The organism is Pseudomonas sp. 2995-3 (assembly GCF_002742565.1).
In the GTDB taxonomy this organism is placed as follows: domain Bacteria; phylum Pseudomonadota; class Gammaproteobacteria; order Pseudomonadales; family Pseudomonadaceae; genus Aquipseudomonas; species Aquipseudomonas edaphica.
This window is the reverse complement of record NZ_LJSB01000210.1, coordinates 1-24,584: the sequence shown is the minus strand read 5'-3', so window position 1 is coordinate 24,584 and position 24,584 is coordinate 1. Positions and strand designations below refer to the sequence as shown.

24 protein-coding genes and 1 pseudogene are annotated in these 24,584 nt (G+C 59.2%); 12 read left to right on the top strand and 13 right to left on the bottom strand.

The features are described from left to right. Nucleotides 1-87 precede the first annotated feature (87 nt). The gene (locus AOA62_RS19045; RefSeq protein WP_099549430.1) at nt 88-978 is read left to right on the top strand and encodes a LysR substrate-binding domain-containing protein; all 891 of its coding nucleotides are present in this window, start codon (nt 88-90) and stop codon (nt 976-978) included. Here the strand turns inward: AOA62_RS19045 and AOA62_RS19040 are convergent. Both AOA62_RS19040 and kynU read right to left on the bottom strand, forming a co-directional pair. After that, nucleotides 924-2,330, bottom strand: a complete 1,407-nt coding sequence (locus AOA62_RS19040) for an amino acid permease (RefSeq protein ID WP_099549429.1) — start codon at nt 2,328-2,330, stop codon at nt 924-926. The genes AOA62_RS19045 and AOA62_RS19040 overlap by 55 nt on opposite strands. Nucleotides 2,331-2,467: 137 nt before the next feature. Beyond that, complete coding sequence (gene kynU, locus AOA62_RS19035; protein WP_099549428.1) at nt 2,468-3,718, bottom strand: kynureninase; 1,251 nt, start codon at nt 3,716-3,718, stop codon at nt 2,468-2,470. Nucleotides 3,719-3,863: 145 nt separating this feature from the next. Between kynU and AOA62_RS19030 the strand changes: the two genes are divergently transcribed. Beyond that, entirely contained in the window at nt 3,864-4,337 is a 474-nt protein-coding gene (locus AOA62_RS19030; RefSeq protein ID WP_003176072.1) for an Lrp/AsnC family transcriptional regulator, read from the top strand. A 109-nt stretch (nt 4,338-4,446) separates the two neighbouring features. Here AOA62_RS19030 and catA read toward each other — a convergent pair whose 3' ends face one another. From catA to AOA62_RS19015, 3 genes are read right to left on the bottom strand one after another with little or no spacing between them, the layout of a single operon-like run. Then, nucleotides 4,447-5,376: a catechol 1,2-dioxygenase gene (catA, locus tag AOA62_RS19025; RefSeq protein WP_099549427.1), complete on the bottom strand. Its 930-nt coding sequence runs from the start codon at nt 5,374-5,376 to the stop codon at nt 4,447-4,449. A gap of 41 nt (nt 5,377-5,417) precedes the next feature. Next, nucleotides 5,418-5,708, bottom strand: coding sequence for a muconolactone Delta-isomerase (gene catC, locus AOA62_RS19020; RefSeq protein WP_099549426.1), 291 nt, complete (start codon nt 5,706-5,708; stop codon nt 5,418-5,420). Nucleotides 5,709-5,720: 12 nt separating this feature from the next. Further along, nucleotides 5,721-6,848 (bottom strand): muconate cycloisomerase family protein, encoded by a 1,128-nt coding sequence (locus tag AOA62_RS19015; RefSeq protein ID WP_017137961.1) that lies wholly within the window; start codon nt 6,846-6,848, stop codon nt 5,721-5,723. 114 nt (nt 6,849-6,962) lie between these two features. On the opposite strand from AOA62_RS19015, the gene AOA62_RS19010 reads away from it, so the two are divergent. After that, nucleotides 6,963-7,838 carry a LysR family transcriptional regulator gene (locus tag AOA62_RS19010; protein ID WP_017137962.1) on the top strand — a complete coding sequence of 292 codons (876 nt, stop codon included), beginning with the start codon at nt 6,963-6,965 and terminating at the stop codon, nt 7,836-7,838. 71 nt (nt 7,839-7,909) lie between these two features. On the opposite strand, the gene AOA62_RS19005 is transcribed toward AOA62_RS19010, so the two are convergent. Beyond that, a complete protein-coding gene (locus AOA62_RS19005) occupies nt 7,910-8,902 on the bottom strand; it encodes a helix-turn-helix domain-containing protein (RefSeq protein ID WP_099549425.1) in 993 nt (330 codons plus the stop codon). A 313-nt stretch (nt 8,903-9,215) separates the two neighbouring features. Between AOA62_RS19005 and antA the strand changes: the two genes are divergently transcribed. From antA to AOA62_RS18985, 4 genes are all read left to right on the top strand, one after another. Continuing rightward, the gene (gene antA / locus AOA62_RS19000; protein WP_099549424.1) at nt 9,216-10,607 is read left to right on the top strand and encodes an anthranilate 1,2-dioxygenase large subunit; all 1,392 of its coding nucleotides are present in this window, start codon (nt 9,216-9,218) and stop codon (nt 10,605-10,607) included. Then, nucleotides 10,607-11,098: an anthranilate 1,2-dioxygenase small subunit gene (antB, locus tag AOA62_RS18995; protein WP_056858366.1), complete on the top strand. Its 492-nt coding sequence runs from the start codon at nt 10,607-10,609 to the stop codon at nt 11,096-11,098. Before antA ends, antB begins: the two co-directional genes overlap by 1 nt. Before the next feature lie 116 nt (nt 11,099-11,214). Then, nucleotides 11,215-12,222: an anthranilate 1,2-dioxygenase electron transfer component AntC gene (antC, locus tag AOA62_RS18990; protein WP_099549423.1), complete on the top strand. Its 1,008-nt coding sequence runs from the start codon at nt 11,215-11,217 to the stop codon at nt 12,220-12,222. Between the two features lie 71 nt (nt 12,223-12,293). Further along, nucleotides 12,294-13,697, top strand: a complete 1,404-nt coding sequence (locus tag AOA62_RS18985) for an amino acid permease (RefSeq protein WP_017137967.1) — start codon at nt 12,294-12,296, stop codon at nt 13,695-13,697. A 175-nt stretch (nt 13,698-13,872) separates the two neighbouring features. On the opposite strand, the gene kynA is transcribed toward AOA62_RS18985, so the two are convergent. After that, nucleotides 13,873-14,730, bottom strand: a complete 858-nt coding sequence (gene kynA / locus AOA62_RS18980; protein WP_017137968.1) for a tryptophan 2,3-dioxygenase — start codon at nt 14,728-14,730, stop codon at nt 13,873-13,875. Then, the gene (gene kynB, locus AOA62_RS18975; RefSeq protein WP_017137969.1) at nt 14,727-15,377 is read right to left on the bottom strand and encodes an arylformamidase; all 651 of its coding nucleotides are present in this window, start codon (nt 15,375-15,377) and stop codon (nt 14,727-14,729) included. The genes kynA and kynB overlap by 4 nt, the downstream gene beginning before the upstream one ends. Before the next feature lie 372 nt (nt 15,378-15,749). On the opposite strand from kynB, the gene AOA62_RS18970 reads away from it, so the two are divergent. Next, a complete protein-coding gene (locus AOA62_RS18970) occupies nt 15,750-16,094 on the top strand; it encodes a cupin domain-containing protein (protein WP_003230905.1) in 345 nt (114 codons plus the stop codon). Nucleotides 16,095-16,199: 105 nt separating this feature from the next. Then, on the top strand, nt 16,200-17,450 hold the full coding sequence (locus AOA62_RS18965) for an OprD family porin (protein ID WP_017137970.1): 1,251 nt from the start codon (nt 16,200-16,202) through the stop codon (nt 17,448-17,450). 48 nt (nt 17,451-17,498) lie between these two features. Here AOA62_RS18965 and mmsB read toward each other — a convergent pair whose 3' ends face one another. Then, nucleotides 17,499-18,386 (bottom strand): 3-hydroxyisobutyrate dehydrogenase, encoded by an 888-nt coding sequence (mmsB, locus tag AOA62_RS18960; RefSeq protein ID WP_099549422.1) that lies wholly within the window; start codon nt 18,384-18,386, stop codon nt 17,499-17,501. Between the two features lie 15 nt (nt 18,387-18,401). After that, complete coding sequence (locus tag AOA62_RS18955) at nt 18,402-19,919, bottom strand: CoA-acylating methylmalonate-semialdehyde dehydrogenase (protein ID WP_099549421.1); 1,518 nt, start codon at nt 19,917-19,919, stop codon at nt 18,402-18,404. Between the two features lie 350 nt (nt 19,920-20,269). On the opposite strand from AOA62_RS18955, the gene AOA62_RS18950 reads away from it, so the two are divergent. Then, on the top strand, nt 20,270-21,217 hold the full coding sequence (locus AOA62_RS18950; protein WP_017137973.1) for a LysR family transcriptional regulator: 948 nt from the start codon (nt 20,270-20,272) through the stop codon (nt 21,215-21,217). A 331-nt stretch (nt 21,218-21,548) separates the two neighbouring features. Next, nucleotides 21,549-21,839 (top strand): DUF3077 domain-containing protein, encoded by a 291-nt coding sequence (locus AOA62_RS18945; protein ID WP_017137974.1) that lies wholly within the window; start codon nt 21,549-21,551, stop codon nt 21,837-21,839. Nucleotides 21,840-21,997: 158 nt separating this feature from the next. On the opposite strand, the gene AOA62_RS18940 is transcribed toward AOA62_RS18945, so the two are convergent. From AOA62_RS18940 to AOA62_RS18930, 3 genes are all read right to left on the bottom strand, one after another. Continuing rightward, entirely contained in the window at nt 21,998-22,945 is a 948-nt protein-coding gene (locus AOA62_RS18940) for a LysR substrate-binding domain-containing protein (RefSeq protein WP_017137975.1), read from the bottom strand. Beyond that, on the bottom strand, nt 22,945-23,793 hold the full coding sequence (locus AOA62_RS18935) for an EamA family transporter (RefSeq protein WP_099549420.1): 849 nt from the start codon (nt 23,791-23,793) through the stop codon (nt 22,945-22,947). Before AOA62_RS18935 ends, AOA62_RS18940 begins: the two co-directional genes overlap by 1 nt. Before the next feature lie 93 nt (nt 23,794-23,886). Further along, nucleotides 23,887-24,213, bottom strand: coding sequence for a hypothetical protein (locus AOA62_RS18930; RefSeq protein WP_017137977.1), 327 nt, complete (start codon nt 24,211-24,213; stop codon nt 23,887-23,889). Nucleotides 24,214-24,325: 112 nt separating this feature from the next. On the opposite strand from AOA62_RS18930, the pseudogene AOA62_RS18925 reads away from it, so the two are divergent. Further along, a pseudogene (locus AOA62_RS18925) lies at nt 24,326-24,415 on the top strand (DUF3077 domain-containing protein); the annotation flags it as partial. Nucleotides 24,416-24,584 lie beyond the last annotated feature (169 nt).

Below are 24,584 nucleotides of genomic sequence, written 5' to 3'. Positions count from 1 at the left end.
CCCACATTGGACTGTGTTCACAAAGCAAAAGGTGGGAGCTGGCTTGCCTGCGATAAGGCCAGTGAAGTCACTCGAGAAACCTCAGCCATGCACTTTGACCTGATCGACCTGCGCCTCTACCTGCACACCCTCGACACCGGCAACATCACTGCCGGCGCGGCGCGCAGCCATTTATCCCTGGCGGCGGCCAGCGCGCGTATCCGTGCGATGGAAGCGTCATTGGGCATCGAGTTTCTTGAACGTGGCCGCCGTGGCGTCACCCCAACACCCGCCGGCAAAGCCCTGGCCCGCCACGCCCGCCTGCTGTTGCAACAGGCCGAGCACCTGCAACAGGACCTGGCCGAATACGCCCAGGGCATCAAAGGCCAGGTGCGCCTGCTGTGCAACACCACCGCCCTGAGCGAATACCTGCCGGAACTGCTGGCGGATTTTTTGCGCCAACATCCCAACCTCGATATCGACTTGCAGGAGTTGCCCAGCCTGCGCATTACCCAAGCCTTGCGCCAGGGCACAGCAGACCTGGGGATTATCTCCGATGCGGTGGACACCCACGGCTTGCAGACCCTGCCGTTTCGCGATGACCCACTGGTGCTGATCATGCCCCTCGATCATCCGTTGGCGACGGCGAATTTCATCGACAGCCTGCAATACGATTATGTAGGCCTGACCGCCAGCAGCGCGCTTTCGGTATACCTGGAAGAACAGGCCTTGCACGCAGGCTTTCGCCTGCAAACACGCATTCGCGCCGAGGGTTTTGATGGGTTGATCCGCATGGTCGCCGGCGGCGCCGGCCTGGGCATCGTGCCCCAGGCCGCATTGGAACGTTGGCCGACAGAAAAGCGCATTAAAGCCCAGCCATTAAGCGAAGACTGGGCCTGTCGCAAACTACTGTTATGCGCCCGCTCCTTCGAGCAATTGCCCGGTTACGCCAAAGCCTTGTTCGACGCCCTGGCCCTGCCCTTGCGGAAAAACCCGTAATACACCGCCGACAGAATCATCAGGAATGGCACGCCAAACACCAGCGTCATCTTGAAGGCCTCGGTGAAGTACGTGGTGATCATCACCGCCCCCATCAGCACCAGGCCCAGCAATGTGCTGTAGGGAAACAGGCGCAGCTGGAACGACAGCTTCGGCCCGCCATGACGCTTGCGATAACGGCGAAAAAACAGGTGCGTGAGGAAGATCATGAACCAGGTGAAGATCGCGCCAAACATCGAAATCGCCATCATCAAGGTGAACGAGCTTTCCGGGTACACCACGTTCAACAAGGTCGCCAGGGCAATGCCGGAGCTGGACAGCAGCAAGGCGTTCAGCGGAATGCCGCTCTTGCTCAAGGCGCCCATGGACTTGGGCGCAAAACCTGCACGCGACAGGCTGAACATCATGCGTGTGGTGATATAGAGCTGGCTGTTCATCGCCGACAACGCGGCGATCAGGATCACGAAATTCATCACCCCGGTGGCACCGGGAATACCAATGGTCTGCATTACCGTAACAAACGGGCTCTGGGTCTGGCCGGCCTGGTTCCACGGCACGATGGCGAGCATCAATGCCAGGGTCAGCATGTAGAACACCACCAACCGCACGATGGTGGCGCGAAAGGCCTTCTTCACCGCCTGCTCCGGGTCGGCGGCTTCACCGGCGGCCACGGCAATCATTTCTACGCTCAGATAGCTGAAGATCGACACGATCACTGCGATCCACATGCCGCTCAGCCCATGGGGGAAAAACCCGTCGTGGGCCGTGTAGTTCTGCACGCCATAATCAGGATTACCGGAGCCGAACACCACGTACACCGCGAGGATGATGAAGCCGACGATTGCGGTGATCTTGATGGTCGAGAACCAGTATTCGAAGTTGCCGAAGGTCTTTACGCTGATGGCATTGAGCAGGATCAGCACACTGGAAAACGACACGATCCACACCCACTCCGGCACGTTGGCAAACCAGTACTTCATGTACATCGCCACCGCCGTGACCTCGGCGCCCACTGCCAGCACAATCGCCGCCCAGTAGGCATAACGCACCAGAAAGCCGGCCAGCGGGCTGATGTAAAACTCCGCATAGGCGCCGAACGAGCCCGAGGTGGAGTGCGCCACGGTCATCTCCGCCAGGCAGCCCATCAACAGCAAGGTGATCAACGCACCGATGGCGTAACTCACCAGCACACTCGGCCCGGCATAACCGATGGCGTAGGCGCTGCCCATGAACAGCCCGGTGCCGATGGCGCCACCGATGGCGATCATGCTCATCTGGCCGGAAGTGAGCTGGCGCCTCAGGCCCAGTTCGCGATGGGTGATCTCTGCAAAGCCGTTGTCTGGCGTGGTCACGTGGTGTGCCCCTTTATTATTGTGATTGTTATGGCTGGCGCTGAACCTTGTGGGAGCTGGCTTGCCTGCGATGGCGGTGGTGCATTCACTATTGCTATCGCAGGCAAGCCAGCTCCCACAGTTGATAGGTGTTGTCCTTAAGTGACGCTGTTGCGCACTTTGAATTGCGGCTGGTCCCAAGTGGAGTTATCGAGGATTTCGCCCAGAATCTCTACAGCATCAAATACCTCGGTAAAGCTTGTGTACAACGGCGTAAACCCAAAGCGCATGATGCGCGGCTCGCGGTAATCGCCGATCACGCCACGGGCGATCAAGGCCTGGATCACCGCATAACCTTCAGGGTGTTCGAAACTCACGTGGCTTCCGCGCCGGGCATGCTCACGCGGCGTAATCAGCTCCAGGCCGTGGGCGGCGCAACGGGCTTCGACCAGCGCGATAAACAGGTCGGTCAAGGCCAGGGATTTGCTGCGCAGGCTGGCCATGTCGGTCTGGGCAAAAATCTCCAGGCCGCATTCGACCATTGCCAACGACGTGATCGGCTGCGTGCCGCACAGGTAGCGCGTGATGCCGGCGCTTGGCGCGTAGTGAGCTTCCATGGCGAACTGGCGCGTGTGGCCAAACCAACCCGATAGCGGCTGGCGCACCATATCCACCAACGCCGGGTTGACCCACACAAACGCCTGCGAGCCCGGCCCGCCATTCAGGTATTTGTAGGTGCAGCCGATCGCATAATCGGCACCGGCCTTGTTCAGGTCGATGGGCACCGCGCCCGCCGAATGCGCCAGGTCCCAGATGCTCAGCGCGCCACATTCGTGGCTCAAGGCGGTGAGCGCCTGCATGTCGTACATGTAGCCGGTCTTGTAATTGACGTGGGTAAGCATCACCACCGCCACGTCCTGGTCGATGGCTTGGGGCAGCTCGTCCGGGCTGTTGACCAACCGCAGGGAATAGCCCTGTTGCAACAACTCGGTCAGGCCTTCGGCGATGTACAAATCGGTGGGAAAGTTACTCGCCTCGCTGACAATCACCTTGCGCGCAGGCTCGCGTTGGCGCTGCACGCTCAAGGCAGCGCTGAGCACCTTGAACAGGTTGATCGAGGTGGTATCGGTAATCACCACTTCACCGTCACGCGCGCCGATCAGCGGCGCCAGGCGGTTGCCCAGGCGTTGGGACAAATCCGCCCAACCGGCGCTGTTCCAGCTGCGAATCAAGCCATCGCCCCACTCCTCGGCAATCACCTGCTGGGCGCGCGCCATCGCCGCCACCGGGCGGGCGCCCAGAGAGTTGCCATCGAGGTAGATCACGCCCGCAGGCAAGGCAAACTGCTGACGCAGTGGCGCCAGCGGGTCCTGGGCATCGAGGGCTTGGCAGTGGCTTCGGGTGGTCATGGGTTGTCCTGATTTTTTATAAGTGAAGATGGACCAAATAATGAACGAAGTTTTAGAGAATTTTCGTGCAAAGTGGTGGGTAACAGGCTAATTAAGCTGTAGGAAATTCGAATTTAACCCCCAAATACGCGGATTTATTCTAACCATGATTCTCGACGCCACCGACCTGCGCCTCCTGCATTTTTTGCAACAGGATGGCCGCATCAGCAACCAGGAACTGGCGGAAAAAGTCGCCCTCTCGCCCTCCGCCTGCCTGCGCCGTTTGCGCCTGCTGGAGAGCGAAGGAATCATCAGCGGCTACCGCGCCGTGTTGAATGCCGAGCAGCTGGGGATTGAGCTTGAGGCCATCGTGCACCTGTCGTTGCGCCAGGATGTGGAGGACTGGCACGAGACGTTTATCAAGAAGGTGCAAGGCTGGCCGGAGGTGGCCAGTGCCTATGTGATTACGGGTGCAAGCAACTATGTGTTGCGTGTGCAGGCGCGCAACCTCAAGCACTTTTCCGACTTTATCGTGAACCACCTGAACCGCACGGCGGGGGTGATGGATATTCGTTCGGAGATTGTGTTGCAGAAGATCAAGGACCGGGATGAGGTGTTGGATCTGGTGGTGCGCAAATAACCGCAACACTACAAAACCTGTGGGAGCTGGCTTGCCTGCGATAGCGGTGGTGCATTCACCATTGCTATCGCAGGCAAGCCAGCTCCCACATTTTTTTGACCGCGTTTAATCAGTCTTCGAGGGCGCGAACGCGCTGCATGCGTTTTTGCTCTACCGGCGCGTCTGCCAGTTGCAACTCAAAGTCAAAATCAATCTGCGCAAACCGCCCTTGCACCCCAAACTCGCGCGCCAATTGCTGATCGTCACTAAAGCGAATCTCGGCGATCAACTCATCGCGCGTCGCGTAGGCAAAATCATCATGCAGGTACGGGTCGTCCGACAGGTTGATCTGCGTGGTCAGGTGCCGGTGCCCCGGCGCCGAGATGAAGAAGTGAATATGCGCCGGTCGCTGCCCGTGGCGACCCAACTGGTCGAGCAGTTGTTGAGTCGGCCCGGTCGGCGGGCAGCCATAACCGGACGGCACGATGCTACGAAAACGATAGTTGCCCTGGGCATCGGTCTCAATGCGCCGACGCAGGTTGAACTCCGATTGCGTTGGGTCAAACCACGAATAGGTGCCACCCGTGTTGGCCTGCCACACATCCACAATCGCACCCGCCAACGGCTTGCCGTCGGTGTCGCGCACTTGCCCGCGCATAAACAGCGGCACTGCGTCGTCCTTGCCATCGTCCAGCCGCGCTTCGTATTGGCTCAGCGGCGCGCCGGCCACGTACAGCGGGCCTTCGATGGTGCGGGGCGTACCGCCGGATTTACCGGCCTCTTCGTCCGCAGCGTCCATCAGCAAGTCCAGGTAATGCTCCAGGCCCAAGCCGGCAGCCAGCAAACCCGCTTCCTGACTTTTACCCAATTCATTGAGGTAATTGACCGCCTTCCAGAACTCTTCCGGGGTCACTTCCAGGTCTTCGATGATGTTTACCGTATCGCGCAGGATCCGGTAGATCAGCGCCTTGGCGCGCGGGTTGCCGCCGTCGTTATGGTTGCCGCTGGCTTCTTCGAGAAACGCCTGGGCATGGGCAGTCTGGGACAGTCGGATGGACATGGTGCAATCCTCATCTTGTAATTATTGGGTGCAAAACAGGCTCAACGGTCGTCCTCATGGATCGACGAAGGGTGGCGGCACAGGGCGTTCACTTCGATGGCCATGTAGGGAAAAAGCGGCAGTTGCATCAGCAGGTCGTGCAGGTCTTGCACGCTCTCGACGTCGAACACGCTGTAGTTGGCGTAGTGCCCGGCGATTCGCCACAAGTGGCGCCATTTGCCCTCCTGTTGCAGGCGCTGCGCCAGGGCTTTCTCCTCGGCCTTGAGGGTGGCGGCGCGCTCGGGGTTCATGTCCAGCGGCAGGTTCACGGTCATTTTTACGTGGAACAACATGGCAGGCGCCTCTTAGTGTTTGTCACGACGCAAGAACGCCAAGCGTTCTTCATCAATGGCCAGGCCCAGGCCCGGTGCGGTGGAGACATGCAGCTCGAAATCGCGGTACACCGGCGGCTCGGTGAGGATGTCTTCGGTGAGCAGCAGTGGGCCGAACAGTTCGGTGCCCCACGCCAGCGTGTTCAGCGTGAGAAAGGCATGCGCCGACGCCAATGTGCCGATGCCGCCTTCGAGCATGGTGCCGCCGTACAAGCCGATGCCCGCCGCCTCGGCAATCGCGGCGGTGCGCAACACCGCCCGTGGGCCGCCGTTTTTGGCTATCTTGAGCGCGAACACCGAAGCCGCGCCTTCGCGGGCCAGGTTGAAGGCGTCTTCGACACATTCAATGGATTCATCGGCCATGATCGGCGCCGGGCTCGACAGGTTGAGCCGGGCCATGCCGCCACGGTTATTGCGCGAAATAGGCTGCTCGATCAGGTCGATGCCGTTATCGCCCAGCACCTTGCAGGCGCGCAGGGCCACGGCCTCGTCCCAGGCCTGGTTGACGTCGACACGCACGCTGGCGCGCTCGCCCAGGGCTTTTTTGATCGCGATCACATGGGCCAGGTCGCGGCTGACCTCACCGGCGCCGATCTTCAACTTGAAGATACGGTGGCGGCGCAGGTCGAGCATCTTTTCGGCCTCGGCAATGTCCTGTTCGGTGTTGCCGCTGGCCAAGGTCCAGGCCACCGGCAACGCATCGCGCACACGCCCGCCGAGCAGCTCACTTACCGGCAGGTTCAGGCGTTTGCCCAGTGCATCGAGCAAGGCGCTTTCGATGCCGGATTTGGCAAAGGTATTGCCGCGAATGCTGCGCTCCAGGCGCAACATGGCCGCGTTGATATTGCTTGCGTCCTGGCCGATCAGCAGCGGCGCGAAGTGACGGTCAATGTTGACCTTGATGCTGTCCGGGCTTTCGTTGCCATAGCTCAAACCGCCGATGGTGGTGGACTCGCCGATGCCTTCAATGCCGTCGGCGCAGCGCAGGCGGATGATCACCAACGTCTGGTTTTGCATGGTGTGCATCGCCAGCTTGTGCGGGCGAATGGTGGGAAGGTCGACGATGATGGTCTCGATCGACTCGATGGCGCAAATCGGCATGGCTATACCCGTTGGGTTCTTTATAGATTTGAGCCGATTCTGTGCCGTATCTTTAAAGGCTTCCAATATAGAATGGGTCTCGCACGATACCCTCAAGGTATAAAAGGAACCGTCATGGAACTGCGTCATCTTCGCTATTTCCAGGTGCTGGGTGAAACCCTCAACTTCACCCGCGCAGCCGAACGCCTGCACATCGCCCAGCCGCCATTGAGCCGGCAGATCCAGCAACTGGAAGATGAACTGGGCGTGATGTTGCTGGAACGCGGCCGCCCGTTGCGGCTGACCGAAGCCGGGCGATTTTTCTATGAGCACGCCAATGTGCTGCTGGAACAACTGGCCAAGGTTTGCGATACCACGCGGCGCATCGGCCAGGGCGAAAAGACCTGGCTGGGCATCGGCTTTGCGCCATCGACCCTGTATGGCGTGCTGCCGGAGTTGATACGGCGGCTGCGCAACCATGAGGCGCTGGAGCTGGAATTGGGCTTGTCGGAGATGACCACCCTGCAGCAAGTCGAGGCGCTCAAGGCCGGGCGCATTGATGTGGGTTTCGGGCGCATTCGCATCGACGACCCGGCCATCGTCCAGCGCGTGCTGGTGGAAGATCGACTCGTGGCCGTATTGCCCGCCGGCCACTCGCTGCTGGGCGCGCCCGCCACCCTCGCGCAATTGGCCGCAGAGCCGTTTGTGCTCTACCCCGGCAACCCGCGCCCCAGCTATGCCGACCATGTGATCGCGCTGTTCGACGCCCATGGCTTGAGCCTCAAGGTGGTGCAGTGGACCAACGAGTTGCAGACGGCCATCGGGCTGGTGGGCGCGGGAATGGGCGTGACGCTGGTGCCGGCCTCGGTGCAGGTGTTGCACCGGGCGGATATCGGCTACACGCCGATTGTGGAAGCCACTGCGACCTCGCCGATTATCCTGAGCAGGCGAGTGAATGATCAGTCGCCAGGGCTGAGTCATTGTTTGCAGTTGGTTGAGGAGTTGATCTGAAACCCTCCAAACACCGCAATTCCCCTGTGGGAGCTGGCTTGCCTGCTCCCACAGTTTGATCTTCATACAGTTCAGAGACTGCGCAGGCGTTTGCGCTGCAGGGTTTGGCTGGGGGATTCATCGAAGAGTTTGCGGTACTCCGCCGAAAACCGTCCCAAGTGGGTAAAGCCCCAGCCCAGCGCGATCTCGGAGATGGTGCGGATTGAACCATGCTCGAGGATTTCCTGGCGCACGACACCCAGTCGGTACTTCTTCAAATACGCCATCGGCGACAGCGCAAAGTATTTACGAAACGCATCGAACAGCTTGAACCGCGACACACCCGCAGCCGCTTCCAGGTCTTCCAAATGGATCGCCTCGCGGGCGTTGTCGTGGATGTATTGCCGCGCCCGAATCAGGTAATGCGGCAGCTTCACGCCGAGCACGTCGCGCAATTCTTCTGAATAGTTGTTCGGCTGGGCCAGGATCAAACCCTTGATCAACGAGCTTTCCAGATCCCGCGTAAACGCCGCCTGCTCATACAACTCGCTGCTGCACTCAAGCTCCGCAATAAAGTAGCGCGCCATGCGCCACCACGATGCCGAAGCACCGTCCACCGCATCCATCACCGACTCAAACCGCAGTGGCGCTTCAATCGGCCGTTGCAGCAACCCTTCCAGCGACTCACTCATCGCCGCCCGCGTAATCACCACCTGCAACTTGCGACAATCACCGGAAATCGCCAGCACCTGATGCTCGTTAGGCGACAAAATCACGCCTTGGTCACGGTTGGAATTCAGGCGCTCGCCGTTCTTGCTCAATTCCTGCTCGCCCACCAACGGCAGGCTCAGGCTGTAGCTGCTGAAGTGCTCGGCGTCTTCGATATCAATGGTCACATCGGTGCCGTACTCGATCACGCCCAAGGTAGTGGCGCGGGACTTGAACACATTGGCGCTGTGGTGAAAACGCAGGCGCTCGGGCGTGCTTGTCGCCAGGCGGTGCGGCCCGCAGATGCCGGACATCCAGCTGCAGGCGCCCTCCAGGTCGAAGCGTTGAATATGGATCTCGCGTGTATGGCTACTCATCAGGGTGCACCCACGGCGGTTAGGCGGTTGCGCGCTCTGGCGGCGCGTCGTTGGCAATCGACAGCAAGTTCTACGCCACGCCCGCCTGAATGCAACCGGGTGGATAGCAAGCGTCGACTATGTGGATAAGCCGCAGGCATTTGCGACCTTCCTTTGGTATGACAGTAGCGCATGGCGTCACCTGGGCGCACTGAACTGGGTATTTGCTGCCCAATTTTGCGGCCTGCCTTCACCCATTAAGCGGATAGCCCGCGCCCTGCCCCACTGCCTCTAATAACCCACCGATTAGCCCCTATCTAAAAAGGTGCCTCCCATGAGTGGTGCAAGAAGCGTCGAGCAGTGGAAAACGTTTATCGAAGGTTGCCTGGACTTTCGGCCGGTGGATGAAGTGTTTCGCATCGCCCGCGACATGTTCACCGAGCCCGAACTGTTCGACCTGGAGATGGAACTGATCTTCGAAAAAAACTGGATCTACGCCTGCCACGAAAGCGAACTGGCCAATAACCACGACTTCGTGACCATGCGCGCCGGGCGCCAGCCGATGATCATCACCCGCGACGGCGAAGGCCAACTCAATGCGCTGATCAACGCCTGCCAGCATCGTGGCACCACACTGACCCGCGTCGGCAAGGGCAACCAATCGACCTTTACCTGCCCGTTCCACGCGTGGTGCTACAAGAGCGACGGCCGGCTGGTGAAGGTCAAGGCGCCGGGCGAGTACCCGGAAGGTTTCGACAACGCCACACGCGGCCTGAAAAAAGCCCGTATCGAAAGCTACAAGGGCTTTGTGTTCATCAGCCTCAACGTGCAAGGCACCGACAGCCTGGAAGACTTCCTCGGTGACGCCAAAGTGTTCTTCGACATGATGGTCGCGCAGTCGGCCACCGGTGAGCTGGAAGTGTTGCCGGGCAAATCCGCCTACACCTACGACGGCAACTGGAAACTGCAAAACGAAAACGGCCTGGACGGTTATCACGTCAGCACCGTGCACTACAACTACGTGGCCACGGTGCAGCATCGCCAGCAGGTGAATACCGAAAACGGCAGCGCGTCCGCCAGCACACTGGACTACAGCAAACTCGGCGCCGGCGACGCGAATACCGATGACGGCTGGTTCGCCTTCAACAACGGCCACAGCGTGCTGTTCAGCGACATGCCCAACCCCAGCGTGCGCTCGGGCTACGCCACCATCATGCCGCGCCTGGTGGAAGAACACGGCCAGCAGAAAGCCGAGTGGATGATGCACCGCCTGCGCAACCTGAACATCTACCCTAGCCTGTTCTTTCTCGACCAGATCAGCTCGCAGCTGCGCATCATCCGCCCGGTGGCGTGGAACAAGACGGAGATCATCAGCCAGTGCCTGGGCGTGAAAAACGAGTCGGATGCCGACCGCGAAAACCGCATTCGCCAGTTTGAGGATTTCTTCAACGTATCGGGCATGGGCACGCCGGATGATCTGGTGGAGTTTCGCGAAGCCCAGCGCGGTTTCCAGGGCCGCCTGGAGCGCTGGAGCGATATCTCACGGGGCAGCCATCGCTGGGAAACCGGCCCTACGCCGAACAGCGAAGCCATCGGCATTCAACCGGCCATGACCGGCACCGAATTCACCCACGAAGGCCTGTATGTGAACCAGCATCGCAACTGGCAGCAATTTCTGCTCAAAGGCCTGGACCAGCAAGCGCTGACACTGCGGGAGGTGAAGTGATGGATGCCCAATTGCAGTACCGGATCGAGCAATTCTTCTACCGCAAATCCGAGCTGTGCGACGCCCAGGACTGGGACGCCTATGTGCAGCTGTTCGACCCGCAGAGCGAGTTTCACTTGCCGCAATGGGACTCGGAGCACGTGTACACCCGCGACCCCAAACGCGAAATGTCGCTGATCTACTACGCCAACCGTTCGGGCCTGGAAGACCGCGTGTTCCGTTTGCGCACCGGCAAGGCGGCGTCGGCCACGCCGATGCCGCGCACCTTGCACTTGATCAATAACGTGCGGATCGCCGAGCAGGCAGACGGCACGCTGGAGGTGAAGCTGAACTGGCACACGCTGTTCTATCGCCTGGCCACCTCAGAGCAGTTTTACGGGCCTGCCACTTACCACCTCAAGCCGGATGGGGACAGCTGGCTGATCACCCGCAAGCACGCACTGTTGCTCAACGACACCATCAACTCGGTGCTGGATTTCTATCACCTCTAATACAACACACCACCCACTGTGGCGAGGGAGCTTGCTCCCGGTTGACCGGGCTGGCGCTCCAGTGCGCAGCGGGAGCAAGCTCCCTCGCCACAGGTTATGCGCGCGGAGAACAACATATGAATCACAAAGTGGCCTTCAGTTTTGCCGACGGCAAGACCCTGTTTTTCCCGGTAGGCGCGAATGAAATCCTGCTGGATGCGGCATTGCGCAACGGCATCAAGATCCCGCTCGATTGCCGCGAAGGCGTGTGCGGCACCTGCCAGGGTCGTTGCGAGTCCGGCGATTACACCCAGGATTATGTCGACGACGAAGCCCTCTCCAGCCTCGACCTCAAGCAACGGAAGATGCTCAGTTGCCAGACGCGGGTGCAGTCCGACGCTACGTTCTACTTCGATTTTGATTCGAGCCTGTGCAACGCGCCGGGGCCGGTACACGTGCGCGGCAAGGTCAGCGAAGTGCAGCAGGTGTCGGCCAGCACCGCGATTTTGCAGGTGACCCTGGACAACCCGCTGGACTTCCTGCCCGGCCAATACGCCCGCCTGGCGGTGCCCGGCACCGACAGTTGGCGTTCGTACTCCTTCGCCAACCGGCCGGGTAATCAACTGCAGTTTCTGGTGCGCCTGCTGCCCGATGGTTTCATGAGCAACTACCTGCGCGAGCGCTGCCAGGTCGGTGATCAAGTGCTGATGGAGGCGCCATTGGGTGCCTTCTACCTCAGGCATGTCACCCGGCCGCTGATACTGGTGGCCGGCGGCACTGGCTTGTCGGCCTTGCTGGGTATGCTCGATGAGCTGGCTGCCAACGGCTGCAACCAGCCGGTCCACTTGTATTACGGCGTGCGCGGGGCCGAGGACTTGTGCGAAGCACAACGCATCGAAGCCTACACCTCGACAATCCCCGACTTTCGCTACACCGAAGTGCTCAGCGCCCCGTCACCCGAGTGGCCTGGCAAACGCGGTTACCTCACCGAACATTTCGACCTGGCCGAATTGCGGGACAGTTCGGCCGATATGTACGTATGCGGCCCCCCTCCAATGGTCGAATCCATCCAACAATGGCTGGCGGATCAGGCACTTGATGGCGTTCAGCTGTATTACGAAAAGTTTACGCAGAGTAATATCTGACCCTCAGCAGTTCTGAGGGGCTGATGCGGCGTGCACTCACCCTCAAGAAAAACAAGTAGAAGGGAATGTTAATGGCGGATGACATGGTTAACCCGGTGGGCCTCAAGCGTGGCCTGAAGAACCGGCACATTCAGCTGATCGCCTTGGGAGGCGCGATTGGCACAGGGTTGTTCCTTGGCTCGGCCGGGGTGCTCAAGTCGGCGGGGCCGTCGATGATCCTGGGCTACGCGATTGCCGGTTTCATCGCGTTCCTGATCATGCGCCAGCTTGGCGAGATGATCGTCGAAGAGCCGGTGGCCGGCTCCTTCAGCCACTTCGCCCACAAATACTGGGGCGGTTACGCAGGTTTCCTCGCGGGCTGGAACTACTGGGTGCTCTACGTGCTGGTGGGCATGGCCGAACTGACAGCCGTGGGCAAATACATCCAGTTCTGGTGGCCGGAGATTCCGACCTGGGTCAGCGCGCTGGTGTTCTTTGTCGCGGTCAACCTGATCAACACCCTCAACGTGAAGTTCTTCGGTGAAGCCGAGTTCTGGTTCGCGATCATCAAGGTGGTGGCGATTGTCGGCATGATCGTGCTCGGTTGTTACCTGCTGTTCAGCGGCACCGGTGGCCCGCAAGCCTCGGTGAGCAACCTGTGGAGCCACGGCGGGTTCTTCCCCAATGGCGGCATGGGGCTGTTGATGTCGATGGCGTTCATCATGTTCTCGTTCGGCGGCCTGGAGCTGGTGGGTATCACCGCAGCCGAGGCCAGCGAGCCGCGCAAAGTGATCCCCAAGGCGATCAACCAGGTGGTCTACCGCATCCTGATTTTCTACGTCGGCGCGCTGACCGTGCTGCTGTCGCTGTACCCGTGGGACCAACTGCTGCAAACACTCGGCGCGTCGGGCGATGCCTACAGCGGCAGCCCGTTTGTACAGATCTTCTCGCTGATCGGTAACGACACCGCCGCGCACATTCTCAACTTCGTGGTGCTGACCGCGGCGCTGTCGGTGTACAACAGCGGCGTGTACTGCAACAGCCGCATGCTGTTCGGCCTGGCCGAGCAAGGCGATGCGCCCAAAGCGCTGATGAAACTCAACAAACAAGGCGTGCCGATTCGCGCCCTGGCCATTTCGGCGCTGGTGACGATGCTGTGCGTGGTGGTCAACTACGTCGCGCCGCACAGTGCGCTGGAACTGCTGTTTGCGCTGGTGGTTGCCTCGCTGATGATCAACTGGGCACTGATCAGCCTCACCCACATCAAGTTCCGCAAGGCCATGGGCGAGCAAGGCGTGACGCCGTCGTTCAAGACCTTCTGGTTCCCGTTCAGCAACTACCTGTGCCTGGCGTTCATGGTGATGATCATCAGCGTGATGCTGGCGATTCCGGGGATTAACAACTCGGTGTATGCGATGCCGGTTTGGGTGGGGATTATCTACATTGCCTACCGGTTGCGGATTAGAAAAAGCAACGCGGTAGTGAACGCACGGTGATCCCTGTGGGAGCCGGGCTTGCCCGCGATGGCGGTGGGTCAGTCAGTGGATGAGCTGGCTGACAGACCGCTATCGCAGGCAAGCCAGCTCCCACATGAAGCGGACGCAGAGCGTCCAAAGCGGCATTCCCACGCAGAGCGTGGGAACGATCAGCCCCGGAATTCCGGGGCTTTTTTTATAGCGTGGAACGCACTCGCCACAGTTCGGGGAACAGCACGGTGTCGAGCATCTTGCGCAGGTAACCCACGCCTTCCGTGCCACCGGTGCCGGGCTGGAAGCCAATGATGCGCTCCACCGTGGTCACATGCCGAAAGCGCCACTGGCGGAATGAGTCTTCCAGGTCGATAAACTTCTCGGCCAACTGATACAAATCCCAATACCGACTCGGGTCGCGATACACCTCGCGCCACGCCGCCTCCACCGACTCATCATGAACCGTGGCCGCCGTCGGGTCGCGTTCGGCGCGTTTGGGGTCAATCGCCAGACCCGCTTTAACCATCAGATTAATCGCCTCGTCGTACAGCGACGGCGTGGCAATCGCCACTTTCAACTCGTTCAACAATTCTGGCCGATGCGCGTGCGGCCGCAACAGCGCTGCGCTTTTATTGCCAAGGATAAATTCGATCTCACGGTACTGGAACGACTGGAACCCCGACGACTGCCCCAGAAACGGGCGAATCGCCTTGTACTCCGACGGCGTCATGGTCGCCAGCACGGCCCAGGCATGCACCAGTTGATCGAAGATCCGTGACACTCGCGCCAGCATCTTGAATGCCGGCGGCAACTCGCCCAGGCGCACGTGCTCGCGGGCGGCCTTGAGTTCGTGGAGCATCAGTTTCATCCACAGCTCTGAAGTCTGGTGCTGGATGATAAAGAGCATTTCGTTGTGATCGGGCGACAGCGGGTGCTGGGCGCTGAGGACTTTGCCCAGGTCCAGGTAGTCGCCGTAGCTCATGGACTCGGAAAAATTCAGTTCGGCGTTATGCCATTCTTCCGGCGGCTGGTAATCAGGTGAAAAGGGACACTGGCTCATCGCGTGGGCTCCTTGAGCGGGCGGAGAATGGCACGGACGGGGCTGGCGTCCAGGTTGGCAAAACGCAACGGCAGCGCGATCAACTCATAGTCGCCCTCCGGTACATCATCGAGCACAATGCCTTCGAGAATCGCCATGCCATGGCGGGCCACGGCGTTGTGCGAATCCATGGTCTTGGACTGTTGCGGGTCCAGGGACGGTGTGTCGATACCGATCAGACGCACGCCCAGGCTGGCGAGCAGCTCAATGGTTTGTGGTGCGATGGCGGTGAAGTTCGAGTCCCACTCGGTCAGCGGTGCTTGTGGATAAGTGCGCAGTAGCACACGCTCAGGCAAGTTATCCACACGCCCTTGCAACTGATGCGGCTGCACCAGCGCGCCGCTGCCCAGGCAATGCAACACCCGGCACGGGCCCATGTACACATCCAGCGACACCTCGCCGATCGGCGCACCGTCGGCGCTGTAATGCAGCGGCGCGTCCACATGGGCGCCAGTGTGCGGCGAAAACGTCACGCGGCCCACATTCACCGGGCACTCCGGGCCAAACTGCCACACGCGCTCTTCCTGGAACGGCGTATCGCCCGGCCAGGTCGGCGTCGCCGTGCTCAAGGGCGGGCTGATATCCCACCACGTTTTTATTGGGTTCATTGCAAGGCTCTCACTCGTTCTTGGGTGAATGATACGAGGGCCAGCCGTGCATTTTCTTGCTAATTCCTGCGCAACACGGGAAATTTTTCGCAGTTACTGCGGGGAAATAGCGCTTTACCGCACAAACCTATCACTCAAGAGCGCCTCCTTTCCCTGTGGGAGCCGGGCTTGCCCGCGATGACGGCGGCACAGCTGCATCTCCAGTACCTGACACTCCGCTATCGCGGGCAAGCCCGCTCCCACATGGACTGCACAGTGTCTGAGAGATCGCATTCGGCTGCGCTTCTGGGCATCCCGATGTCGAGTTCAGACCACTGACACAACGCCCAAGGCCTTAGGGTTCATCTTTCCCTTCCCTGCCTCGGAGCCATCATGTCCAAGCCCATCACCGTACTGCGTGACACCCACCCGCTACCTGTCCTGGATGCCTGCAAATGGGAAAAGCTCGAGGGCGACCCGCACACCGTCAACCTCAACGCCTACACCAGCGAAGACGGCAGCAAGATCATGGGCACCTGGATCTGCACGCCGGGCAAGTGGTACGTGGAATACGTAAAGTGGGAATATTGCCACTTCCAGGAAGGCTACTGCGTGATCACACCAGAAGGCATGGAGCCGATTCACTTGCGGGCTGGGGATATCTTTGTGGTGGAACCCGGTATGAAGGGCACGTGGGAAGTGGTCGAGACCGTGCGTAAGTATTTTGTGTTTGCATAAGCAGCATCAGATAAATCCTTGGCCTGCTTCAGTTTTTCCCTAGCGTGAGTCCGGCCCCTTTAAAGCACCCTGCGATGAGTCTTCCCACTCACGCAGGCTGCCCAATTGAACGTCCTGACCAAAGTATGTGTGTTAAACATCTGTGTTTTTCTCGCACCCTCTGCCCTCGCTGACTTCATCAGTGACAGCACCGGCAAGCTTGAGCTGAAGAACTTTTACTTCAACCGTGACTACCGTGAGCCCAATGCCACGCAGTCCAAGCGCGAAGAATGGGCACAAGGTTTCGCGTTGCAAATTGAGTCCGGGTACACCGAAGGCACCGTGGGTGTTGGCGTCGATGTCCTCGCCATGGCGGGCTTCAAGCTTGATTCAAGTGCAGACCGAACCCGCTCCGGCTTATTGCCGGTGCGTCAATCCGGCAAAGCCGAAGACAGCTATGGCGAAGCCGCTTTTACGGCAAAATTCAGGGCTTCCCAAACGACGCTGAAAATCGGTGCGCTGGCCCCACCAGCGCTACCGATACTGGAAAAAAACGTCGGCCGCTTGCAGCCGCAGCTTTTCAAGGGCGCGCACCTGCGCTCCCAGGAACTCAAAGACCTGACGCTGGACGTGGGCAGAATTACCCACGTCAACCAGGTCGACTCAACCAACTATGAAGCGTTGGCGGTCGCCACCGGCGCACGCAGGAATATCGTGGTTCGTGGGAAGAATCAATCGAATGCATTCGACTTTGCAGGCGGTAGTTACGCCGTCAACAAACAACTCACCGCCAGCTACTACTACAGCACGCTGGACAACCTCTACACCCAGCACGCGGGCAGCCTTCAACATACCTATCCAGTTGCCGAGGACCAAAGCCTGAAAAGTGAATTGCGTTACACGCGCTCTCTCGATAACGGCCAAACCAACATCGACAACACCGCAGTGGGTGCGATGCTGACCTACGCATGGGGGGCGCATAAATTGGGTGGGGCCTACCAAACCATGTCAGGCAACACAGGCCACGCAGCTGTAAGAGGAAGCTATCCCACACTGGTGAATTTTCTGCAGTACAGCGACTTCGCCAATAAGGATGAAAAATCCTGGCAAGTACGCTACGACTACGACTTCACCGCGCTGGGCGTTCCCGGCCTTTCCATGTTCACGCGCTATGCATCGGGCAGCAACGTCGACCGAGGGCCGGGCCGTTCGGACGGGCGTGAGTGGGAACGGGATATCGATGTGAGCTATGCCTTCCAGAATCCGACCCTGAAAAACGTCAAAGTCCGCTTACGCAACGCAATGATGCGCTCCAACTTTGAAAGCGATATAGACGAAACACGCTTGATCGTCAGCTACGAAAAGCCACTGTGGTAACCGGCAAAAACCCGAGAGCCCGCCCGACGCGGGCTCTCGGAAACGCCCCTACTTGGGTTTGCGATAGCTGTTGATGATCGCCGAGAAGTCTTTACCCCCTTCCCCACGCTGACTCATCGATTGATACAACTGCTGGGCCACGGCGCCGAGGATTACCGGTTGCTTGGCCTGGCGTGCGGCTTCGCTGGCCAGCCCCAGGTCCTTGAGCATCAGGTCGGCGCCGAAACCACCGGTATAGCCACGGGACGACGGCGCAGTTTCAATCACGCCCGGCCATGGGTTGTAAGTGTCGGAACTCCAGCAGCGCCCGGTGGAGCTGTTGATAATCCCGGCCAGCACTTGCGTGTCGATGCCCAGCGCATCGCCCAGGGCCATGGCCTCGCTGACGCCGACCATGCTGATGCCGAGCAACAGGTTGTTGCAGATCTTGGCGATCTGGCCGGTGCCGACATCGCCGCAATGCACGATATTGCGGCCCATCTGCGCCAGCACCGGTTGCAGGGTGGCGAACAGTTCCGGGGTGGCGCCGACCATGAAGGTCAGCGTCCCGGCTTGCGCGCCACCCGTGCCGCCGGAGACGGGTGCGTCGGCCACCACCACGCCTTGTTTTGCCGCCGCGGCAGACACATCGCGAATGGTTTGCGGGTCGATGGTGCTGCAATCCACCGCCGGCACGCCTTTGCCGATGCCAGCAAGCACGCCATCTTCATTCAGCCACACGCTGCGCACATGGGCAGCGGCCGGCAGCATGGTAATCACCAGCTCCGCGCCGCTGGCCGCATCACGCGGCGAGTCGCTGATGGTGCCGCCCAGTTCGGCCAACTCTTTGAGCACTGTCTGGTTCAAATCAAACAGGTTCAGCGCATGGCCAGCCTTGATCAGGTTGCGGGCCATGGGCGCGCCCATGTTGCCCAAGCCGATAAATGCAATCTTCATGGTCGTCTCCCCAAATCAGCGCAGGTTGATGGTGGTGTTGACGCCATCGTTGACCGTGTCGTCATCGAACCAGCGGCTGGTGACGGTTTTGGTCTGGGTGTAGAACTGCACCACTTGCTTGCCATACGGGCCGAGGTCGCCGAGCTTGGAACCGCGCGAACCGGTGAAGCTGAAGAACGGCACTGGCACCGGAATCGGGATGTTGATACCGACCTGGCCTACATCGATTTCGCTCTGGAACTTACGCGCTGCCGCACCGCTTTGGGTGAACAAGCCGGTGCCGTTGCCGAACGGGTTGGCGTTGACCAGCGCGATGGCCTCATCCAGCGTGGCGACTTCCAGCACCACCAGCACCGGGCCGAAGATTTCCTGGGTGTAGATCTGCATATCAGTGGTCACGCCCGAGAACAGGGTCGGGCCGACGAAGTTGCCGTGTTCGAAGCCCGGCACCTTGATGTCGCGGCCGTCCAGCTCCAGCTTGGCGCCTTCTTTCACGCCGCTTTCGATCAGTTCCAGAATGCGCGCCTTGGCGCGTTTGGAGATCACCGGGCCGACATCCGTGCCCGCTTCACTGCCAGCGTTAACCTTGAGTTTTTGCGCCAGCGCTTTCAAATCCGGCAGCCACTGCTTGGCCGCGCCCACCAGCACCACCACCGAGGTGGCCATGCAACGCTGGCCTGCCGCGCCGAAACCGGCACCGACCAGCGCATTCAAGGTGTGTTCGCGGTTGGCGTCCGGCAGCACCACGGCGTGGTTCTTGGCGCCCATCATCGACTGCACGCGCTTACCGTGTTTGCCGGCCAGGTCGTACACGTGGGTACCAACGGCGGTCGAACCGACGAAAGAAACTGCCTTGATATCTTTATGGGTGCACAGCGCATCCACCACATCCTTGCCGCCGTGCACCACGTTGAGCACGCCGGCCGGCACACCGGCTTCCAGCGCCAGTTCTACCAGCAGCATCGTCGACAGAGGGTCTTGTTCGGACGGTTTGAGCACGAAAGTGTTACCGCAGGCAATCGCCATCGGGAACATCCACAGTGGAATCATCGCCGGGAAGTTGAACGGAGTGATGCCTGCGCATACGCCGATGGGCTGACGCAGGGTGTAGGTGTCGACGCCACCGGCGACGTTTTCAGCGAATTCGCCCATCTGCAAGGTGCCGATGGAGCACGCGTGTTCAACCACTTCCAGGCCACGGAAAATATCGCCTTCGGCGTCGGCAATGGTCTTACCCTGCTCGGCGCTCAGGACTACGGCGATGCGCTTGGAATGTTCGCGGATCAAGGCTTGCAGCTTGAGCATGATGCGCATGCGTGCGCCGATCGGCGTGAGCTTCCAGGTTTGAAAAGCTTGATGGGCAGCGTCGATGGCGGCGTTGACTTCATCGGCGGTGGCGAAAGGGACTTTGGCCAGCACCTCTTGAGTGGCCGGGTTGACGATGTCTTGCCAGTGGGTGGTCTTGGATTCGACCCATTCACCCTTGATCAGCAACTTGACCTGTTGCACGGAAATATCGGCAGAAGCGTTCATGTGGTCTCCAAATCTTATATTTGTGCAGAGAACCAAGGCCAGGGGTGTGCTCTCAATAGCTGACGGTCGCGCCTGCGTCCCAGCGTAAATCCGGTTCATCCCTAACACTTTCATTTGGGACTTGGCCCTGCGGGTTGGAGCTGTGATCGCGCCAGTCTGCGTTGCGGGACTTGAAGAGGCAGAAGCATCCTCTTCGTCCCGCGCCTTGCCTGACACAATCACAGCTCCAACGCGATCCGCCATCTATTGAGAGCACACCCCTATCGCCTTGAAGAATGAGGCGTTCGGACTGTTTTTGGAGTATAGATGTGCAAATCTCTAATAAGAACGCACATAAAAGCCGGTCCAATATGCAAAAAAACATCACGTCATTGGGCTCCCTGAACTGGGATGACCTGAAGTTTTTCCTCGAAGTGGCCCGCACCCGCAAGGCCAGCGTCGCCGCCAAGCGCCTGGCGGTGGACTACACCACCGTGTCGCGACGCATCAGTTCGTTGGAAGTGTCGCTCGGCACATTGCTGTTCGAAAAATCCCGGACCAACGGCTTCGTGCTCACCACCGAAGGCCAGCGTTTGCTGGGGTATGCGGAGTCCATCGAAAGCACGCTGCACATGGCCTGCGAGCAGGTGTCCGGCTCTGGCGTGGCGCTGTCCGGCCATGTGCGCATGGGCTGCACCGAAGGTTTCGGCAGCTTTTTTGTCACGCCGCAGCTCAGCCACTTTGTCGACACTTACCCGGCAATCTCGGTGGATATTTTGCCCCTGCCCCACTTCATCAGCCTGTCCAAGCGCGAAGCCGACATAGTGATCGCCCTGGAACGCCCGGAACACGGGCCGTATGTGTGCTGCAAACTGTGCGACTACAAGCTGCAGCTGTACGCGACCCAGGACTACCTCGACCAACACCCGCCGATCCGCAAACCGGCGGATTTGGCCGAGCATCCGTTTATCAGCTATGTGGATGACCTGGCGTTCAGCTCGGAGCTGTTGTACCTGGCCAACGTAGTGCCCGGCGCCAGCGCGAGTTTGCGCAGTACCAGCGTGATCGCGCAGTACGTGGCGGCGCAGCAGGGCCGTTCGATGGCGATATTGCCGTGCTTCCTGGCGGCGCAGGACCCACGGTTGTTGCCGGTGCTGGGCGAGCAGATTGCGATAACGCGGCAGTTTTGGATGTATTGCCGGGAGGATTTGCGGAAGCTGAAGCGGATTACGCTGTTGTGGGATTACATCAGGGAAGTGACGGAGCAGAACGCGGGGTTGTTGATGGGGGAAACGCGGGAGATGAGGTTCGCGGATTAAAGGGCCATCAGCGACGATTCGCTTTAATTTGCAGGACGTTTCCTAGAGACTCTCTACCCTATTGCGCCTTACCGTTTGGGTCACTAGCCTCCTGACTTCGCTGCTCATCAGCGATCGGGTTTAGCGATCCGGGTTTCAGGCGTGACACTGCCCCCAACAGTATCAGCTGGCTCTCGTCAGCTTTTAGCGTTTTATGGCGGCTGTGTGCGGGAGACTTTCGAGTCTACCCGGGATGCGCTCTGGCCCGGATCGCTAACCTGCACACAGCTGCCACCCTCTTCATGTTTAGCGATGTGATGTGGCAGCTCTACTTCAGCAGAGAGCAATCATCATGAGCAAAATCGTCCCCGATCCACCCCTTTCATCCATCACCACCCTCGGCGTCGTCACCTTCGGCGACTACGGCGAAAACCAAAAACCGCTGTTCCGCGTCAACTCCGGCATGCCCATCGAGCAAGCCCTGGAACACGCCTCCACCCTGCTGTTCTACTCCAAGAAACTCGCCATGGAAGCCGCCATGGATGTACGCGGCGAACAATACGCCTGGGCCGCACACTACCTGTGTGAGATGGGCAAAGCCGTGGTGGATGACCTGACGCAAGCAATGACGCCTACGAGCTAAAGGCTAGATCGCAGATCGTTCCCACGCTCTGCGTGGGAATGCCGCCCTGGACGCTCTGCGTCTGCTCTTGAAGTCGTGACGCGGAGCGTCACAGGATGCATTCCCACGCGGAGCGTGGGAACGATCGGAATGTGGGAGGAAGCTTGCTCCTTCCACTTCTAAACCGCACCAGCCCCAGCTATTTGCGGATACCGAGCCCGCACTTCCCGCAAAAACTCACCCGCGGTGCTCTTGAGCCAAACAATTAACCGAGCGATATCGGGCTCCGACTGTCGTCCGTTTCGGCAAATTATGTAATAGGCCGCTGGCGACATCATCACTGGGCTATTCAGCGCAACCAATGTGCCGCCTTCCAATTGGTCGTACACCAACGCAGTTCTGCCCAGCGCAATCCCTGTGCCCTTCACCGCCAGACTGATCGCCTGGCTCGAATCCGGAAATCGCGGCCCATGGTGATAAGGCGGCGCCGCCAGCCCCTGAAATGCAAACCAGCTTTCCCACCCCGGACACACCTGATCGTCCACCCGATGGATCAGCGGGTACCGGGCGACATCTTCCTGTGCAATATCACCCTTCAACCGCAGAAACTCCGGCGAACAAACGGGGAACACCGCGTCGCGCATCAGCAGTTCAACATGATGATCCGGGTAGTCGCCGTACCCCATCACCACCGCGACATCGTATTGATGAGCCTCCAGGCTGGCGCCGCTCATGTCAGCGCTGGTCAACACCAGGTCAATGTTGAACGAGGCCTCAGTGTGAGAGCCGTGCATTCTGGGAATCAGCCACGTCGAACAGAGGGAAGAGGTGCATGAGAGGTACAACGGCTGGGATTTACCGGGGTTGAGCGAATGCAGCACCCCGTCCAGCGCCTTGAAAAATCCGTCGGTTACCGGCAATAAGGCCTGCCCCGCTGCCGTCAGCTTCACACCGCGCGAGTGCCGCTCAAACAACAGCACGCCCCACCACTCCTCAAGGCCCGCAATTTGATGACTGATGGCACTGGCGGTGAGGTTGAGCTCAGAGGCAGCACGCGCAAAACTACCCGTTTGCGCTGCGCTGACGAACGCTTGAAGCATGGGTGTGGGAGGCGGACGCTGGGCCATCAGGTGCTCACTTTGATCAAGATGATCCCGCAAACAATGACGAATGCCGACAGCATCCGTCGCCAACCGAACCGTTCATGAAAGAACAGCGCGGCAATAATGGCGCCGATAATAACACTGGTTTCCCGCAGCGCTGAGACCTTGGCGACCGCATCCAGCGATAACGCAAACAACACAAATCCGTAAGACGCCAGGTAAAAAACACCGCCTAACAGGCCTACTCGCCAATGCCCACGTATTGCTTGAGCCAAGGCTGAACGCTCTTTGGAATACGCCAGCACAGGGATCGGAATACTCTGGAACACTGTCAGGTAGATGATGTACTGCATTACCGTCTCACTCGCTCTTACACCTTTGGCATCCACCACCGTGTAAGACGCAATAAACACGCCGGCGCACACCGCCATCAGGATCGGTTTAAACATCTGCGCCGTCATCCTGCGCACAAAGGTCAGGCTGATAATCCCCACACAAATCAGCAACACTCCGGTCAAAGCCTGGAGTGACAACTGCTCATGCAGCAGAAAGTAGGAAAACAGCGCGACCAATACGGGCGGTACCCCACGCATCACGGGGTAAACCTGGCCGAAGTCACCCGTTTCATACGCCTTGATCAGAAATAGCCGATAGACCGTATTGAGCATCACGGAGACGAGGATATAGCCCCCAACCTCCAGGCTCGGCACTCTGACAAATGGCAAGGCCAGCAGGCATATCACTAGCGCGGTACCATCAACCATGGCCAAGGTCATGAAGCGACTGCTACCGGCGCGGACTACAGCGTTCCAGGTGGCGTGCATGAAGGCAGAGATCAAGACCAGCGTGATCGCGATATCGGAGTTGTCCATGGGGCTCGGCTTTTTCTTTTTGAGATAAAAACACTTCAAATGTCTAGCAGGCCATGTCTGATAACTTGCTCATTCTAGGTATCGAGACAACACTCAAGAAAAATCGAAATGCACAGCCATGGGTGCATTTTTCGACAGCGCTAACCGTTCTGACTGATCAATCATCGCTGCATTCCAGAACGTTACGCGGCGCTTCGAATCTCGAGCCGCTATTGCCTGACTGTCGCGCTGCAACGCCGAGAACATAGACGAATCAACTGTTACATCCGCCCCGGAATAAATCAGAGCGAGTACCTCAGCATTACTGATAGACATCGGCTTCTTGTCCGGAAGTTGAGTGGGTGTGCCTTGTAGTTCATCAACCAAGGCTGTTGCATGGCTGCACACCTCTTGGCTGAAATTACTGCCTTTTATGATCATCGAGATTCTTTAAGGTGGTTAGTTAGAGCGCCCATTTAACTAAGCCCACCACTTGCGAAAAAGCGAAACCTCATCAGCTTAGCCATCAAGATTCGTCATGAGTGTGGGTGTAGAGCAATACCCATGGGCCGCGCATTACCTGTGTGAGATGGGCAAAGCCGTGGTGGATGACCTGACACAAGCAATGACGCCAACGGGCTAAACGCTAGATCGCAGATCGAATGCCGCCTTGGACTCTCTGCGTCTGCTCTTGAGTCGTGACGCGGAGCGTCACAGGATGCATTCCCACGCGGAGCGTCACTAGTGTCCGGTAAAAACCAAAGGGGGAGCTTGCTCCCCCTTGTTGTTCGCGACTGTCAGTCATAATCGGA